Source organism: Flavobacterium sp. ZE23DGlu08, from assembly GCF_030505335.1.
Classification (GTDB): domain Bacteria; phylum Bacteroidota; class Bacteroidia; order Flavobacteriales; family Flavobacteriaceae; genus Flavobacterium; species Flavobacterium algoritolerans.
The window spans coordinates 3480570-3498604 of the sequence record NZ_CP130045.1 but is presented as its reverse complement, the minus strand read 5'-3'; the positions used below and the strand labels follow the sequence as shown (position 1 = coordinate 3498604).

16 protein-coding genes are annotated in these 18035 nt (G+C 33.0%); 6 read left to right on the top strand and 10 right to left on the bottom strand.

Annotated elements, in window-relative coordinates; all coding sequences use genetic code 11:
* Position 1: 1 nt before the first annotated feature.
* The gene (istB, locus tag Q1W72_RS15290) at positions 2-739 is read left to right on the top strand and encodes an IS21-like element helper ATPase IstB (RefSeq protein WP_113667236.1); all 738 of its coding nucleotides are present in this window, start codon (positions 2-4) and stop codon (positions 737-739) included.
* Between the two features lie 107 nt (positions 740-846).
* On the opposite strand, the gene Q1W72_RS15285 is transcribed toward istB, so the two are convergent.
* Positions 847-1035, bottom strand: a complete 189-nt coding sequence (locus Q1W72_RS15285) for a hypothetical protein (RefSeq protein ID WP_302136204.1) — start codon at positions 1033-1035, stop codon at positions 847-849.
* 661 nt (positions 1036-1696) lie between these two features.
* On the opposite strand from Q1W72_RS15285, the gene Q1W72_RS15280 reads away from it, so the two are divergent.
* The 5 genes from Q1W72_RS15280 to Q1W72_RS15260 all read left to right on the top strand — a co-directional run bounded on the left by Q1W72_RS15280 (position 1697) and on the right by Q1W72_RS15260 (position 9231).
* On the top strand, positions 1697-3481 hold the full coding sequence (locus Q1W72_RS15280) for a DUF885 family protein (RefSeq protein WP_302136202.1): 1785 nt from the start codon (positions 1697-1699) through the stop codon (positions 3479-3481).
* Positions 3482-3647: 166 nt separating this feature from the next.
* Positions 3648-5807 carry a S9 family peptidase gene (locus Q1W72_RS15275; protein WP_302136200.1) on the top strand — a complete coding sequence of 720 codons (2160 nt, stop codon included), beginning with the start codon at positions 3648-3650 and terminating at the stop codon, positions 5805-5807.
* 405 nt (positions 5808-6212) lie between these two features.
* Positions 6213-8099 carry an IS1634 family transposase gene (locus Q1W72_RS15270; RefSeq protein WP_302134830.1) on the top strand — a complete coding sequence of 629 codons (1887 nt, stop codon included), beginning with the start codon at positions 6213-6215 and terminating at the stop codon, positions 8097-8099.
* A gap of 28 nt (positions 8100-8127) precedes the next feature.
* Positions 8128-8562 (top strand): DUF6526 family protein, encoded by a 435-nt coding sequence (locus tag Q1W72_RS15265; RefSeq protein ID WP_099715155.1) that lies wholly within the window; start codon positions 8128-8130, stop codon positions 8560-8562.
* A gap of 99 nt (positions 8563-8661) precedes the next feature.
* Positions 8662-9231 carry a pentapeptide repeat-containing protein gene (locus Q1W72_RS15260; protein WP_099715154.1) on the top strand — a complete coding sequence of 190 codons (570 nt, stop codon included), beginning with the start codon at positions 8662-8664 and terminating at the stop codon, positions 9229-9231.
* 2 nt (positions 9232-9233) lie between these two features.
* On the opposite strand, the gene Q1W72_RS15255 is transcribed toward Q1W72_RS15260, so the two are convergent.
* The 9 genes from Q1W72_RS15255 to glyA all read right to left on the bottom strand — a co-directional run bounded on the left by Q1W72_RS15255 (position 9234) and on the right by glyA (position 17959).
* On the bottom strand, positions 9234-9914 hold the full coding sequence (locus Q1W72_RS15255; RefSeq protein WP_099715153.1) for an ABC transporter ATP-binding protein: 681 nt from the start codon (positions 9912-9914) through the stop codon (positions 9234-9236).
* 2 nt (positions 9915-9916) lie between these two features.
* Positions 9917-11173, bottom strand: a complete 1257-nt coding sequence (locus Q1W72_RS15250) for an FtsX-like permease family protein (protein ID WP_099715152.1) — start codon at positions 11171-11173, stop codon at positions 9917-9919.
* On the bottom strand, positions 11173-12267 hold the full coding sequence (locus tag Q1W72_RS15245; protein ID WP_099715151.1) for an efflux RND transporter periplasmic adaptor subunit: 1095 nt from the start codon (positions 12265-12267) through the stop codon (positions 11173-11175). The genes Q1W72_RS15250 and Q1W72_RS15245 overlap by 1 nt, the downstream gene beginning before the upstream one ends.
* A 135-nt stretch (positions 12268-12402) precedes the next feature.
* Positions 12403-12900 carry a GNAT family N-acetyltransferase gene (locus Q1W72_RS15240; RefSeq protein ID WP_099715150.1) on the bottom strand — a complete coding sequence of 166 codons (498 nt, stop codon included), beginning with the start codon at positions 12898-12900 and terminating at the stop codon, positions 12403-12405.
* Positions 12901-12918: 18 nt separating this feature from the next.
* Entirely contained in the window at positions 12919-14715 is a 1797-nt protein-coding gene (locus Q1W72_RS15235; RefSeq protein ID WP_099715149.1) for an ATP-binding protein, read from the bottom strand.
* Positions 14716-14725: 10 nt separating this feature from the next.
* Positions 14726-15178 (bottom strand): response regulator, encoded by a 453-nt coding sequence (locus tag Q1W72_RS15230; RefSeq protein WP_282712628.1) that lies wholly within the window; start codon positions 15176-15178, stop codon positions 14726-14728.
* A 29-nt stretch (positions 15179-15207) separates the two neighbouring features.
* Positions 15208-15768, bottom strand: a complete 561-nt coding sequence (locus Q1W72_RS15225; RefSeq protein ID WP_099715147.1) for an AraC family transcriptional regulator — start codon at positions 15766-15768, stop codon at positions 15208-15210.
* A 198-nt stretch (positions 15769-15966) separates the two neighbouring features.
* The gene (locus Q1W72_RS15220; protein WP_302136193.1) at positions 15967-16560 is read right to left on the bottom strand and encodes a tRNA-(ms[2]io[6]A)-hydroxylase; all 594 of its coding nucleotides are present in this window, start codon (positions 16558-16560) and stop codon (positions 15967-15969) included.
* A 124-nt stretch (positions 16561-16684) separates the two neighbouring features.
* A complete protein-coding gene (gene glyA, locus Q1W72_RS15215) occupies positions 16685-17959 on the bottom strand; it encodes a serine hydroxymethyltransferase (protein ID WP_121342323.1) in 1275 nt (424 codons plus the stop codon).
* Positions 17960-18035: the final 76 nt, after the last annotated feature.

Here is an 18035-nt window from a genome sequence, read left to right as displayed (position 1 = left end):
CATGAATGAATCCACAGTAACAAAAATGAAACAAATGAAGCTTTACGGCATGCACAATGCTTTTAAAACAGCCATTGAAAGCGGAAAAACAGACCATTACACGCTCGATCAGTTTGTATCGATGCTTATTGATGCCGAATGGGATGAAAGGCACAATCGGCGTATTGCCCGCAGTATCACCAACGCCCGATTCCATTACAAATCAAATATTGAAAGTATCAATTTTGACCAAACCCGTAATCTGGATCGAAATACCATACTGCGTCTGGCAGAATGTGAATTTGTCGAAAAAAATGAAAACATTTTAATAACGGGAAGCACTGGTGTAGGCAAAAGTTATTTAGGCACAGCATTAGGTTATCAAGCCTGTATCCAAGGTTTTAAAGTAAGTTATTTTAATACTTCGAAGCTGTTTGCTAAATTAAAAATGGCCAAAGCAGATGGTTCTTACCTGAGAGAATTGGCCAAAATAGAACGGCAAGATGTTATTATATTAGACGATTTTGGACTCCAAGCTTTGGATAGCAGTAACCGAATTACCCTTTTAGAGATCATTGAAGACAGGCATAATAACGGTTCTATCATTGTAACCTCACAAATCCCAGTGCAAGGCTGGTATGACATCATTGGAGAAAAAACCATAGCTGATGCAATTTTGGATAGGCTGATACATCAATCTCATCGACTCGAATTACATGGAGAATCTATGAGAAAAAAAAGAGGGATAAACAAAGGATAATATTTAAGTATATTTGAACACTAATTAACAGATGAAAAAGAGTAGTTTTTAATGAAAAATGGGGTGGTCATTTTGCCCCGGAATTGGGTGGTCATTTTGAATTGGAATCAGGTGCTCACTTTAAATTGGAATTGGGTGGTCAATATCACTGGAATTTGCACCTTTACTAACACATTAACTCCTGGTAACGGAAAATTGGCATCATCTAATACTACTCCTGCCACTTCTGTTTGAGCCCAAGCAGCAACAGAGAAAACGGTTAAAAAGAATAGCATCAAAAATCTAATTTTTTTCATCTTTTATCAATTTATTTATAATGGACAAATAGAATCGATATTTGCTAAACTTATGTTAATTGCGAAATAACAAAAAGTAAATTTTTCAAAAACAAAAAAGTGTATGACAGTAAAAAAAGAAAAAATAAAAGAGGTACAATCACAACTAAACCAGATAGAAATTAAGTATTTAAAAAGCATACTAACCGTGATTTTTTTATGAAATAAAGTAGTTGCTACTGCTATTCCCGATTACGAACTCAACGAACGTAAAATCAAATTACATTCACCAATAAACAACTGAAATAAAGGATGTTTGTCATGAATTTCGTTATCATTTTTTAGGTATTGAAGAAGTCTTCAAAAGCTGCTTTTATTCTATTATTTGCCTCTAAAAAAAATGTTCAAACAAAGTACGTCACTAATAATTCTTTGGCACAATTTGCTAAAATCAAATTCAAAAAAGCAGATAAGACCAAATCCTTTTTAAATAACAGATAGTTAACATTTGTATAATATATAATCCATTTTTGAAGGAGAAAATTGTTATAGTTCATAAAATAAAGCATAAATTAGCGCATACTAACAACGTTTTTTTTAAGCATACTCACCACACTATCAGATTTTTATAAAAATTAAAATCTAATACACATCATTTAATCATTTTTTAAACAATTCTTACATGAATCTAGTAAAAAGCCTTTTTAGAAAAACGACAGTAATCCTGTTCGTTTTATGCAGTACTTTTCTATTGGCACAAAAACCAGCCAACAATGCTACATTCAATAAATTTCTGGATGATTATTACGAAGAAGGATTGCTATTTGACCCTATTTCTGCCACGTCAAGAGGCGACAACAGATACAACGATTTATTACCAAACGATATCGCAGAACCGTATCTGAAAAAGAAACACGACTTCACCATAAAATATCAAAAACGGTTAGAAACTTTTGATAGAAAAAGCCTCAATTACTTTGATAAAATTGCTTTCGATATTGCTAGCCTTCAATTAAGACAGGCCCTGGAAAGAGAAAAATTCCATTTTGAATACATGCCCTTTAGCCAGTTTAGGGGATTTCCTGGAGCATTACCTTCTCTAGGTTCAGGTAAGGGCGCTCAACCTTTTAAAACAGTAAAAGATTACGAAAACTGGATCAAACGAATAGAGGGTTTTACGATATGGGCTGATACTGCTATAGCCAATTTTGACAAAGGTGTTGCAATAGGAATGGTACTTCCCAAAGCATTAGTTGTTAAAATGATTCCACAACTGGAAGCGCAAACTACTACAGATACCCTTAAGAATATTTTTTATGAACCCGCCCGAAATATGCCAACCTCTTTTTCTGCAAAAGAAAAAAAAGCGATACGATTGGCTTATCAAAATGCTATCACTACTAAAATAATCCCTACTTACCGAAAACTGGCTGATTATTTAAAAAATGTTTATTTGCCAAAAGCCAGAACTACGTCAGGCTATAATGATTTACCAAATGGAAAAGCAATGTATGAATATTTGGTTAGCGTAAGTACTACTACTGATAAAACACCGGATGAAATTTACCAAACGGGACTTAGGGAAGTGGAACGAATTACCAAAGAAATTGATGACCTCCAGATAAAAATTGGCTTTCAGGGAGACAGAACCGCATTTTTCAATCATGCCTTAACCGATCCTTCCTTTTTTCCTTTTACCACTGACGAACAAATATTAGAAAGTTACAGAGCCATCTTGCCCATAATAGAACCCAACCTGAAAAAATTATTCAATATTGTACCCAAAACAGCATTCGAGGTAAGGGCAATTGAAAAGTTTAAAGCGGCTACTTCTGCAGCCAATTATGAAAGAGGCACTACGGACGGCAGCAGACCCGGTTATTTTAATGTTCCCATCGTTGACGCTGCTAAATTCAATAAATTAGGTATGGATAATCTTTTTATGCATGAAGCCATTCCTGGACACCATTTTCAATTGTCCCTTCAACAAGAGAATCAATCGATGCCTAAAATTAGGAAATTTGCTGGATATTCCGTTTTTTCTGAAGGATGGGCTTTATATACGGAATCATTGGGTGAAGAATTAGGATTATACACTGATCCTTATCAAAAATTGGCGGCATACAAATCAGAACTATTTAGAGCGATACGATTAGTAACAGACGTTGGATTGCATACCGGAATTATGACAAGGGAAGAATCAATCCAATACATGATGGAAAAAGGAGGAAGAGAGAAAAATGCTTCTGTTTCTGAAACAGAAAGATATATGGCAATGCCCGGACAGGCACTTTCCTATAAAACAGGAGAATTGAAAATAACGGAATTGAAAAACAAATATATTAAAAGCTTGGGTCCAAAGTTTGAAATCAAAAAATTTCATGATGCCATTTTGCAGGTTGGTTCAGTACCTTTAAGCGTGTTTGAAACGTATATGGATAATTGGGAAAATGAACAAATTAAATAATCACTTGTTCCGTTACCAATAAATACTGCTGAGTAGAAATTATACAGATAACCGATTTTTATTTTATATTTTTACTAAATAGTTAACCTATTAAACCATTATATAAAACACATTAGGCTCAATTAGGCTTAACTGATAATAAACCAATACTTATAAAATCCTATCTATGAGAAAATTTTCAATCGTACTATTTTTTTTAATACAATTACAATCTTCAATCGCTCAAAATGGAACAGAAGCTGTTGCCATTACTGATATGTTAAAAATTAAAACTGTTGGCAACATAACACTTACAAAAGATGGAAAACGAGCTGCTTTTACGGTGACTTCTATCGAAGCCGATGAAAATAATAAATTAGATTACAAATACCGCACACAGATTTTCACTACCAATACTTTAAACAATTCCGTACCTGTACAACTGACCACAAATAAAGATGGAGCGACAAGACCGGCATGGAGCCCAGACGGTAAACAAATTGCTTTTACCCGTTCTGTAGAAGACAAAACGCAAATTTTTATATTATCTATGGAAGGTGGTGAACCCATGCAATTGACAAAACATAAATACGGCGCATCCAATCCAAAGTGGTCACCAGACGGTAAAAGAATACTTTTTTCATCAAGCATCCCGTTACGAGAATTACTTCAGGATTCTACTTTAAATAAATCGAATGCAATTCCTACTTGGAAAATGGAAAAGCCCGGTTTTGACAAAAATGAACATTTACTAACGAACAAAGAAAAACCAAATCCTAACGGAAGTTTATCTGAAATAAGAGCTTATTTAGATAAAAACGCAGTAGACAAAAAAGCAATTGTCTTGAATAAATTAAACTTCCAAAGTGAATCGAATGTCTCTTCAGAAATGAATTTCAATCACTTTTTTGAAATAAATGTCTCCAAAGATGCTGAACCGCGTTTGCTCACTAAAGGATTTTATAGTTTTAACAATGCAGACTACACGCCAAACGGAAAACAAATAATTGTATCAGGAGATGTAGACACTGAAGAAAATCAGGACCGATCATTAGAAGGTGAGATTTTTATAATGGATACCAATGGCGAGAATTTTAAAATGCTACTAGGGGAAAACGGAAAAAGATACAATGGCGCCACAATATCGCCTTCAGGGAAATGGCTGGCTTTCTTGTCCGGCAATACTTCTTTTATTAGTGTTCCTTCATTGTCAATAATGCCATTGAACGGTACGGAGAAAGATATTGTAACAATCCCTTTTGATCGTAATAAAACAAATTTTACCTGGAGTAAAGATGATAAATACCTGTACTTTACCTCTCAGATGAACGGTGGTAATGTTTTGCACAGAATTAACCGATTAACAAAAAAAATAGAGGCTTTGTCAAGCGTTGATACTGGTATTTCAAGTTTCGACATTGTAAACAATACGATTGTATTTTCAAAAACTCAAGTATCAAATCCTTCCGAATTATATTTTGCTGATGCTAATCTAAAAAATGAAAAAAAAGTAAGTAATTTTAATGATTGGGTTATCAATAAAAAACTATCCTTTCCTGAAAAGAAAACATTCATTAACGATTTAGGAATGACTGTAGAATATTGGATTATGAAACCATCCAACTACACGCAAGGAGAAAAATATCCATTATTGTTAGAAATTCATGGGGGTCCATCAGCAATGTGGGGTCCCGGTGAAGAAAGTATGTGGCATGAGTACCAATATTTTTGCAGTAAAGGATATGGCATCGTTTATAGTAATCCAAGAGGTTCGGGTGGATATGGTTTGGATTTTTTAAGAGGCAATATCAACGATTGGGGCAAAGGTCCGGCTAGTGATGTACTGACAGCATTAGATAAAACCGTTGAAGAAGGCTGGGCAGACAAATCCAAGTTACTCATTACGGGAGGTTCGTATGCAGGTTACCTGACAGCTTGGATTATAAGTCATGATAACCGTTTCAAAGCGGCTTGCGCCCAACGCGGTGTCTATGATCTTACAACCTTTTTTGGAGAAGGAAATGCATGGAGATTAGTTCCAAATTATTTTGGAGGGTATCCATGGGAACCAAAAGTAAAGGAAATTCTAACTCGTGAATCACCGATAAGCTATGTTCAAAATATCACAACGCCTTTCATTATTTTTCATGGTGGTAACGATCGTCGTACCGGTTTTATTCAGGCAGAAATGATGTTTCGCAGTTTAAAAGTATTGAATTGTCCAGTAGAATTTGTAGTACATCCCGGTGCAACTCATGAAATTACCAGAAATGGTGACAACCGTCAACGAATAGATCAAATGCTGCGAACGTATGAGTTTTTTGAAAGATCGATTGAAAAAAAATAAAGCAACTAATGTGTATCTATTACAGTATTAGGATTTAAATCCTAAAAATATAAAGCCCTGTACATTGTAAAATGACAGGGCTTTTTTGTAAAAATCAAGTCTTATTTTTTATTATTAGCCGCTGCCAAAACATATATAATTTTGGAATTTTCATAATTAAAAAACCTGATGCCTTCAAAATAAGCTGTTTTGACTATCTTTAAAAAACTTTAACCCAACTTGCAGGGTTGAATGACGATAAAAGTTAATTAATTGTTAATTACATCATTTTAACAATCATTTCTGTAAGTTTTTATTTAAAAATTGGTATTTTTTGTATTCAAAACAGGTGTTTTTTAGGTAAATTCCGTTTTGTAGTCCCCAGCAAATCTTGTCTTTAATGGGGATATTTCCGATTTTTACTAAATGTATTTCAAATCTACTTTTCGTCGAAATCCTGAAACAGGCAAAATGGAATCCTACTACCGATTGGTAGAGAGTTTTCGTGATCAAAACGATATTGTTAGAAACAGAACTATTGTAACTGCTGGATTTATAGACCATTTAACGGCTGAGGAATTGAATTATATCCAGAAAAAATTGACTGAAAAACTCAATGGAAAAAACAGCTTGTTTGAAGATGATTTTCAAGAACATCTTTGGGAGTATATTGATGAATTGTATTCCAAAATACTAAAATCAAACAAAATAGATAATTCTCATTCTTCCCAAAAAGACATTCACAGTGTAGATTTGAACACACTAAAACACACTGAAGCACGTGAACTAGGAGGTGAATGGATGAGTTTGCAAACATTGAAGCAACTAAAAATAGACCAGTTTTTATTGGATAAAAATTGGCCGGAAGAACAAGTTCAATTGGCACTCACTCAAATTATAAGCAGAGCCGTTTATCCCGCGAGCGAAAACAGAACCAGTAAATGGATAAAAGAAAATTCGGCTATTTGTGAATTAACCGCTTATCCTATCAAAAAAATAACAAAGGATAAATTATATCAATCTGCCTTAAATTTGTATCAAGTTAAAGATGAGATGGAAAAATATTTGTCTCAAAAGACCAATGAATTATTTGATATTGAAGATAAATTTTATTTGTATGACCTAACCAATACCTATTTTGAAGGTCAGAAAAAGAACAGTGATTTAGCTCAGTACGGACGTAGCAAGGAAAAGCGAACCGATGCCAAACTAGTTGTTTTGGCAGCTGTTGTAAATGTAGAAGGCTTTTTGAAATATTCCAATATCTACCAAGGGAATATGGCCGATTGCAAGACCTTGTCCGATATGATTGATAGCCTTCGTGAGGCTACGAGTGAGTCCACAAAAAAGGCTTTGGTGATTATGGATGCTGGTATTGCCACTGACGAAAACTTGAAATTGGTGACAGAAAAAGGATATGATTATTTATGTGTAAGCCGTACTAAACCCAAAAAATATGCCTTAAAAAATGAAATCCCTACAATAGTTTATGACAAAAAAAATCAGAAAATAGAGCTGAATGAAATTGAAGGTGAAGAACAAAATCAGTGTGTTTTCAAGGTGAAAAGCGACATGAAAGCAATGAAAGAACGTTCAATGAATCGCAAATTTAAAACCCTTTATGAAGACACATTAACCAAACTTGCCAATGGATTAGCCAAAAAATCGGGGATAAAAAAGCAAGAAATTATAAATCAAAAAATAGGGCGATTGCAACAAAAATATCCCTCAATAGCCAAGCATTACCAAATTGATTTATTGGTTGACCAAAAAACGAGCAAGGTAACTTCTATGAAATGGGAGGTCAAAGAAAGTCAAATAAATCAGAAAAAAGAACATGGCGTTTATTTTATAAAAACGTCTCTAAAAGAAAGGGATGAGCAAACAATTTGGAGAATATACAATTGCATACGAGAAATTGAAAGTACTTTTAGAACGTTAAAAACAGACTTGGATTTACGACCTATTTATCATCAGAACGATGAGTCAACTATGGCACATTTAAACCTTGGATTGTTAGCCTATTGGATCGTAAATACGATTAGATATCAACTAAAAGTAAAAAAAATAAATCACGATTGGCAAGAAATTATGAGAATTGCAAATACTCAAAAGTTAGTTACAACAGAGATAAAAGATGTACTTGAAAACACAATCGAAATTAAGAAATGTTCAGAGCCAAGCCCTAAACTAAAGGAAATTTACTTAGCCCTAAACTATAAAAAATGTCCCTTTACCAGGAAAAAATTTGTAGTCCCCAAATCTGAAATCCTAAAACAAGATTTCCTTTTTAAACAAAGGTTTACAAGCTAAAGTCTGCAAGTTGGGTTAAAATAAAATCATGGAAACACAATCCTATAAAAATCATATTCGGTATTACCCACCCCATCATTTTGTTTATTATCCTATAATAATGACATTTCTAGCATTCAGCATATATTTTAGTTGCACCACCGAAGATTCATTAATTTGGTCATTTATAAGTGGAATTTTCGTTGTTCTGTTTTGTCTGGCTTTCATGCTACGCCAACATTATGCCTTGACTTTGCAAAACCGAATCGTGCGTCTGGAACTTCGATACCGCTATTTTTCAATTACAGGAAAAAGATTGGAGGATTTTGAGCATCGATTAAATGACGACCAATTATTTGCGTTACGTTTTGCCTCAGACGATGAATTTCCTGAGCTTACGCAAAAAGCGATGAATGAAAATCTTTCGAAAAAGGAAATTAAAAAAGTGATTCAGCACTGGAAAGGCGACTACGAAAGAGTTTAAATACAAAAAATAATACTCCAATTTATCCAATATAACGATTCAGAATTTTGTTTCTTTGTTCCGAAAAACAGCACTAAAAGCTGAATTTAAAACCCATAAATGGCAGAATATTTTCTAGATATTGAGTATAATGATATCACGTACCAAGAGGAAGAAGTCAATTTCAAGGAATTTGAGTGCTGTACGTTTACCAATTGTAATTTCTCTCAATGTGCTTTTGTAGCGGTTACTTTCATTGATTGCATCTTCAATGATTGTACTTTCAGTAACGCCAAAATAAATTATGTAGCCTTTAGAACTGTGACTTTCAATCGATGTGAAATCAAAGATGTCAATTTTGCTATGTGCGATAAATTAATTTTCGAAATTACTTTTAATAATTGTATTTTGGATTTCTCCAAATTTTACACTCTAAAGATCAAAGGGACTTCATTTACCAATTGTAGTATTATTGCAGTTGATTTTATGAGCACTGATTTAACCGAAGTTATTTTTGACAATTGCGATTTATATCGTTCAGAATTTGCGAAAGCAATTGCTAACAAGGCTGATTTCAAAACAAGCTATAACTATACGATTGATCCAAAAACAACAAAGTTAAAAAAAGCAGTCTTTGCTTTAGAAGGATTAAAAGGATTGCTTTACAAACATGAAATTATAGTGCAATAATATTACGAAATTATTTTCCCATCTTCCATAGTAATAATTCTATTCGTTTTTTGAGCAAAATCAGTATCGTGGGTAACTACCAACAAAGTCTGATTTTTCTCCTGAGTCAATTTATTAAAAATATCAAAAACCAAGTCACTGTTTTTCTTGTCTAAATTCCCTGTAGGCTCATCCCCCATTATAATCAATGGATCGTTTATCAAAGCACGCGCAATTGCCACGCGCTGTTTTTGCCCACCGCTCAATTGATTTGGCATTTTCAGTGCCTGATCTTCCATATCGAGTGTTTTCAAATGTTCCATGGCGCGATGCTCTAATTCTTTATCCGAATATTTAGCTAATTTCATCCCCGGAAGCATCACATTTTTCAGCACATTATATTCTGCGAGTAAGTAATGAAACTGAAACACAAAACCTATTTTTTCATTTCTGATTAATGCTAATTCTTTATCGGTTTTCCCCGTAACAAGTTCGTTATGTATCAATATCTCTCCGTCATAATTCGTATCCATCGTAGAAAGTAAATACAACAACGTCGATTTTCCACAGCCTGATTTGCCCACTATCGAAACAAATTCACCATGATTAACACGCATGCTAATTTCCTTTAAAACTTGAAATTTTACAGGGTCGTAAAAATATTTACTTAGTCCAATTGTCTCTAAAACAGTATTGTTTTCCATCGTTATTTTCCTCTGATAATTTCTACCGGATCTACTTTACTGGCTTTTAAAGCGGGGAAAAGTCCGGCAATGGTCGTTGTAAATAATGCAAAAGTAATCCCGATTCCATAATATATGGGATTGTAATTAATAGGGTAAGTTTTTACCGTAGGTAACGAAGCCGTTTCAAACGGTATAACATCTATAATAGATGAGAAAACGTAACCAAACAGCAAACCAAACAATCCTCCGGCAAGTCCAATAATTATAGAAAGCGAAACAAAAATCCATTTCACATCATTCCCAGAAAATCCAGTGGCTTTCAAAATTGCAATACTGTCCATTTTTTCATAAATCATCATGTTCAGAATATTATAAATTCCAAAACCGGCAACAATCAGCAACACTACTCCAACGGAATACGAAATAATACTTCGTACCGTACTTCCGGTTTCAAACTGAGAATTTGCAGTTTGGTAATCAATCGTATCCAAATTAAAAGTATTCTGAAACTCTTTTGCAACAGCAGGTGCTGAAGCCATATCATATAAATTTATCTGTATATCCGTGATGTAATTTGTAGGTTCGCCTTGCAATTTTTGGGCTGTAGCCAAAGAAGTATAACTCGTTATATTGTCGATTTCAGCAATTCCAATTTCAGAAATACCCACAATTTTGAGCGAAGCTAAATTCCCTTTAGAAGTGGTAATCTTGATGATATCTCCTTTGGTAAGCAACATTTTATCTGACAAGCCTTTCCCGATAATAATACTGTTATTCTGAAGCAAATCAGCTACTTTTCCCTCTGTAATATAATCGCTGATTTTAAATAACTTATCTTCGGGCAAAACATCAATTCCATTAATTATCCCTGAGATTTCAATAGTTCCTGAATTAAAAAAAACCGGTGAAGTCACCTTTGGAGCAACATCAATGACACGTGGATCTTTTTTTAAAACATCCAAAATTGTTTTACTGTTGTAAATGGATTTCCCACGATCTTTCGGTTTAATCGAACGAACAAAATTGGTCTTCTTTTGGAATTTTTTAGATAAATAGACAGGTTGATTTTCTGAAGGTTTAATTTCGTTGTACAGCAACACATGGGGAGTTCTGTTTAGCATTAAGCCATCCAATAAATCATTCAAACCATTCATAAAACTAACCAAAGCAATAAACATAGCTATACTGAACGTTACTCCAATAGCAGCGACAATCGTTTGTTTTAATCGCGCCCGAAGCAAATGTAGTGCAATGTTTAATATGAGTTTAAAGTTCATTATTTGGGTTTATAAATCATTTCTTCCGCGGTTAATCCCGATACTATTTCCACTTTCTGATAATCGCTTAAGCCCGTTTTTATTTCGCGTTTTTCGTCTTTATTTACTAAAACATATTTGCCTTCTATTAAATATGTTTTTGGAATCGTAATGGTATTTTGCTTAATCTGAATGATAATATTGGCTTCGGCGGTAAGATTTGGATAGAGTTTCTCGGGTGGTTTTATAAAATGCGCTTCGATTTTAAAAGTACGGGAACGTTCGTTCATTATCGGGTAAATTTTATCAATGACGGCATCAAAAACTTGTCCTTTATAACTGTCCATTGTCACCAATACTTTTTGTCCCGTTCTCACGCGAACCATGTCATTTTCGTCCACTTCCAGTTCCAACAAAAATGAATTTTCCTGACCAATTATTGCCAAAGGGGTTTGTGGTGTAACTAATGTTCCTTCTTTTACCAAGACATCAAATAGCTTTCCAGAGAAGACGCTTTTAACGATAAAATCACTTTGGGATTTCTGATTGATTTTTAGGTTGATACTATTTCTGCTTTGATCATTCTTCAATTGGGCTTTGAGTTGTGCCAATTGATTTTTAGCCGATTCGTAATTAATCTTGGAACTTTTATAAGCTAATTCGACTCTTTCAAAATCAACTTCCGAAATTCCTCCTTGATTTATTATATTTTTATTTCGGTTATAAATAGATTCGTCCAAAGACAATTTGTCTCTGCTTGATTGGACTTTCATTTCCATTTCGGCAATTTTATCTTGAATATAACGACTACTTTCCAGACTCAATTGATACGCTAATCGAGCATTTTCCGTATTAAGTTCCGCTTTACCACTCTCCAATTCAAATAGTGATTGGCCTTTAGTAATGGATTGACCGGCGATAACATTTACTTTTTGTAATGTGCCGTTTACGGTTGCATAAACCGTGTACTGCCCATCTGCTTTTATAACTCCGGAAGCATAAACACTTTCCGTAACTTCTCCTACTGTTGGCTTAATTCCATCTGTTTCCTTTTTAGAACAAGAAAATAAACTAAGAACTAATAAACAAAATAGGGATCGTAATTTCAAACTCATTTCGCTTCTTATTTAACGGTATAGGTTGTTGTAAATTCTTTCTATAAATATACGACAATATCCATTTTGAAGTTAAAATTCATTGTTGTAAAATTATGAGATAAAAAGCGTTGGGTAATGAGGACAATAGGATAATTAAAGTTTCTTTTCCATTTTGTAATCTTCCATTTTGTAGCCATGCTCCAATAGAATCTCTTCTTCTGAAACTACTTCAAATCCTATTTTTTTATAAAACGAAATGGCTTTATTGAATTTATTTACATTTAATGAAACTACAACCGAATGATTTTCCTTGGCAAAATTTTCTACAGCTTCAATAAGCAACTTACCCGCTCCTTTTCCCTGTGCCTCAGGCAACATATAGATTTTATGAAGGCGAGTGCATTTTTCGTTTAAATAATTGTGTTCATACGAAGCAAAACCAAGACAAACTTCTCCCTCATTTACCAAGAGAAAACGATGTCCTTTTTCGTTTAAATTTTTAAGTAAGGTTTTCTCTGAATAGAACAAATCGAGCATATAATCAATTTGTTCTTTCGATAAAATAGAACCGTAAGCGATTGGCCAGGATTTATAGGCAATTTCTCGGATAGTTTTAAAGTCGTGTATGGCGGCGTCAGCTATTAGTAACATTGTGATTTATTATTGAAATTAAAGCAAATCTCCTTTTGGAATAAAAACATAAAATTTAGCACCTACATTTGGTTTTGCTTTTACTTTTATAAATCCTTTGTGATTATCTACAATTCTACTGCAAATAGCCAGACCAAGTCCAGTTCCAGAATATTTAGGATCCGTTTCCAATCGCTTGAACAATAGGAATATTTTATCTGAATACTCTTGTTTGAAACCAATTCCGTTATCAGAAATTACAATTTTATGGTAATCTTTTTTATTGGCGATTTTATAATCAAGCATTTCTTTTTCTGTAATTTTTTTAGAAGCAATACTGATTTCTGGAGCAATATCTTCTTTACTGTATTTAAGGGAATTTGAAATTAAATTTATAAAAAGCTGCTTCACCTGAAAAGGTATCGCTTTAATTGTAGGCAAATTTCCAATTGTGATTATGGCTTTTTTATCTTCAATATTAGAAGATAAATCTTGAAGTATTTCTTCTATAATTTTATTAACATCCGTTTTCACAAAAACCTTATCTCCTTTTATTGTTCTGGAATAATTTACTAAATCAATTAATAAGGTCTGCATTCTATTGGCAGTTACACGAATTTTTGAGAAATATTCTTTCCCTTGAGAGGTAAGCAAGTCCGATTCCTTTCCTTCTAATCTGGAGATAAACATTTGAATCTTGCGAAGCGGCTCCTGCAAATCATGACTTACAATATTGTTAAAAGCCTCGAGTTCCGTATTTATATATTTAAGTTCTTTATTATTATTTTCAAGCTCGAGTGTTTTATTATACTGGCTTGTAATATCATAATTAACTCCTATTTTAATCAAATCTCCATTACCGTTTTTAGTAAAACTACCAACGCCCATAATATATTTTATATCACCGTTTGGAGTCAAAAATCGGAAAATCGTTGAGGTAGATTGATGGTTAACTAAAGAATCAGTATGTACTTTAGTCACATATTCTAAATCATCTGGATGAATATATTTAATTGAATTTTCTAAATTAGGTTCAAAAGAATTAGGTTCAACTCCCATCAATCGAAATAAATTATCTGAAAAAGTATAGGTATTAGTTTCTAAATTAGTCATCCAATGCCCAAAACTGGCTGTCATTTCAGCAGAATTATAGGACTCATTCAGCAGTTTTAGTTGATCATTCGCCTTTTTGAGTTCATCAATATCAACATTCATTTTTTGGAACGAAAGCAATAATATCATTAGCGAAAGAATAACTAATAAAAAAGCGGTAATGATTGAATCTTGTAATTCAAACTGATGATTATTGTTTTCAAATTCCGTTTTTGCACTTTCAGAAAATATAATTTTAGTGACAAAGGATTTCATCATTTCAGTAACATTACTGTTCTCCAATAACATCGCATTTATCGCTACAGGACCAGAATTTTTACTTTGTGCAAGAAGTAAGGTCTTCCTGAATATTTTGAATCTAAGATCAATAAGTCTTTTTAATCGGTCTATATCATTGTATCTGGCAGTGTCATTTGCAGTTAACAACCTAAGCTTTGTAATGCTTTCTTCAATTTTACCCCTGCTCAAAAAACGATCTTGTATATAAGCAGCATCTTTTGTGATAATATAACTTCGCAGGCTCGTTTCGTAATTACTCATTACGGATAACAGTTTTTCTAATTCGAGTTGCGTCTCATTTGAATTTGCAATTAATTCAACCGTTGAATCAAGCTTTTTCATTTGGGAATAAAACATCGAGGCTATGTAACAAACAACAACAATTGCAATAGCTAAAGCTATTTTAAACACTTGTGAGTTTTTATATAGTCCAAGAATTTTCATTTATTCCTTATTATATGCTAAAGAAAAAAGTCTCGATATTTAAACCTGAGGTATGAAATTGCCAATTCATATTTACAACCTCCTTGATTACTTTTTTAAGTTTAGAAAAGTCATTGGGTTTTTTAATGTAGATATTTGCTCCTTCAATAAAAGTATCTTCAATATCTTTTTCTGATGAAGAGGTAGAATATATGGCAATCGAAACATCTCTAAAACGAGTGTTCGATCTAATTTCTTTCAGACAGTCAATTCCTGTTTTTCCTGGCATATTCAAATCGAGAAATAAAACATGAGGCAACTTAATTTCAGGATGCACTAAATAATCCATTAGATCATTACCATCTTTAAATAGAGTCAACTTATTATTCATTTTAAGCTCTTGTATAGCTTCACTAAAAAAAGTGCGATCATCTTCGTCATCGTCAGCTAAAAGAATATGCATTGAATCTTGGTGTGTAATCATAAAATATAGGGTATATTTTTAATTTTTATTTAATCATTATTAGATAACTCTCTCTTTTTACCTACTATCCTTTTAAACATTGAGGGTGTTAATCCTGTTACTTTTTTAAATTGAGTTGATAAGTAAGCTACGCTACTATAGTTTAACTCATGAGAAATTTCGGTTAAGGTGAGTTTCTCTTCAATTATAAGCTTTTTGGCTCTTTCAATCTTTTGAATAATAATAAAATTCTCAATAGATGTAAATGTATATTCCGAAAAAACATTAGTAATGTAACCGTACCTAAAGTTCAGTTTATCCGATAAATATTGAGAAATCGTTATGTTTGGAAATTTCTCTTTTTCATAGACAATCTCAATTATAGCGTCTTTAATTTTTTGGATTAATTGTCCTTTTGGATTATCAATAATCTGAATGCCATACTTTGTTAAACCAACTTGAAGTTCTGCCAAAACATCTTCAGAAACACTATCTCCAATTTCAATTTGTCCTAAATCCAACAGTTGATATTTAATATCGAATTTTTCTAATTGATCTTGTAATATTGCCTTACAAGCAATATTTCCATCATAATTAAAATTGAGTTTCATATCAATAAACAAGTGTTAAGGTTAAAATTAAATCATAAATGTAAATCAAAAAATATTAATCTGGTAACAAATAATTTATTTTAAATACAAAACATTGTCTTCTTTTAAACGCAATAAATATAAATAACTGATTATTAAGCTTCTTAAATCGTTCATTATTTACTAAAAATTAGAACTAAAATCGGCTATAATAAAAAACTACCCATGAATTGTTTCATTTTTACCGTAATTTGTTATAATATTTTCTTCAAATTCGAGCCATTCTCTCCAACGCTTTTCAACGTCAATTCCTACTCCGTATTTTCTTGCATAAGTAATAAAAGTAGTGTAATGTCCCGCTTCACTCTCCATCAAATCCCTGTAAAAAACAGATAATTCTTCATCTTGAATGTTTTCCGAAAGTACTTTGAAACGCTCACAACTTCTGGCTTCTATCATTGCTGAAAACAATAACCGTTCCACTAAACTGGACACTCTGCTTCCATCACTGCTTTTTTTCATGTACAAATACAATTCGTTCACATATTCATCTTTGCGTTCACGCCCCAATTTCAAGCCACGCTTAATAATGATATTGTGAACTTGCTCAAAATGATCGATTTCTTCTTTGGCCAAAGTCAATAAATCCTTCACTAAATCTTGATGCTCTGAATTGTTTGTGATAATCGTAATGGCATTTGTAGCAGCTTTTTGTTCACACCAAGCGTGATCTGTCAAGATTTCCTCAATGTTTTTTTCTACAATATTGACCCATCTTGGATCCGTTGGTAATTTTAATCTTAGTACAGACATTTATACAATTTGTTTAAAGTTTAAAGTTACATTAAAATAAAAAAAGTTTAAAGTTTAAAAAATTGCGATCACTTTTCGTAAACACAAAACCTTAAACCTTAAACTTTAAACTTTTTTGAACTTTTTAGTATACGAAAATAGCTCTTTCGCTCATCATTTCGTTTACTTCATTTGCTACCGCTTCGATAACATCTTCGTTAGTGTGGTCTACCAATACTCTGTCAATAAGAGCAACAATAGTTTCCATATCTTCTTCAACTAGACCACGAGTGGTAATAGCAGCAGTTCCTACACGAATACCTGAAGTTACAAATGGTGATTTATCATCAAATGGAACCATGTTTTTATTTACGGTAATTTCTGCTTTTACCAATGCATTTTCAGCATCTTTTCCAGAAATATTCTTGTTTCTTAAATCAATCAACATCATGTGATTATCTGTTCCGCCAGAAATGATTTCATATCCTCTTTTTACAAAAGCATCCGCCATAGCGTTAGCATTTTTTTGTAATTGTAAAGCATATGTAAAAAATTCATCTTTCAAAGCTTCACCAAAAGCTACTGCTTTTGCAGCAATAATGTGCATTAAAGGACCTCCTTGATTTCCAGGAAAAACAGCCAAGTCTAATAAAGAAGACATCATTCTGATTTCTCCTTTTGGAGTAGTTAAACCAAATGGATTTTCGAAATCTTTACCCATCATAATCAAACCACCACGAGGACCACGTAACGTTTTGTGCGTTGTAGTAGTTACAATATGGCAATGAGGCAATGGATCATTCATCAATCCTTTTGCAATAAGTCCGGCAGGATGAGAAATATCTGCTAATAAAATAGCGCCAACACTGTCTGCAATTACTCTGAAACGCTCAAAATCCATATCACGAGAATAAGCCGAAGCTCCTGCTATGATTAATTTTGGTTGTTCTTTAGTTGCAATTTCTTGAATTTTATCATAATCTAATCTTCCTGTTTCCTTATCTACACCATAAAATGAAGGTGTGTATAAACGTCCCGAAAAATTAACTGGTGAACCGTGGGTTAAGTGTCCTCCATGAGACAAATCAAAACCTAAAATTTTATCACCTGGTTTGATACAAGCGTGATAAACCGCTGTATTAGCTTGTGAACCAGAGTGCGGCTGTACATTTGCATATTCAGCTCCAAATAATTCTTTGGCTCTGTCAATAGCAATTTGTTCAACAACATCAACTACTTCACAACCGCCGTAGTATCTTTTGCCAGGATATCCTTCAGCATATTTGTTAGTTAAAACAGAACCAGCTGCTTCCATTACTTCGTCACTTACGAAGTTTTCCGAAGCAATAAGTTCTAATCCGTGAATTTGTCTTTCTTGTTCTTCTAGAATAAGGTCAAAAATTTGTTCGTCGCGTTGCATTTTTTTGATTTTCGTTAATTTGATGCAAAAATACAAAAAAACGTTTGGTTAATAGTTAGATTATAATATATTTGAT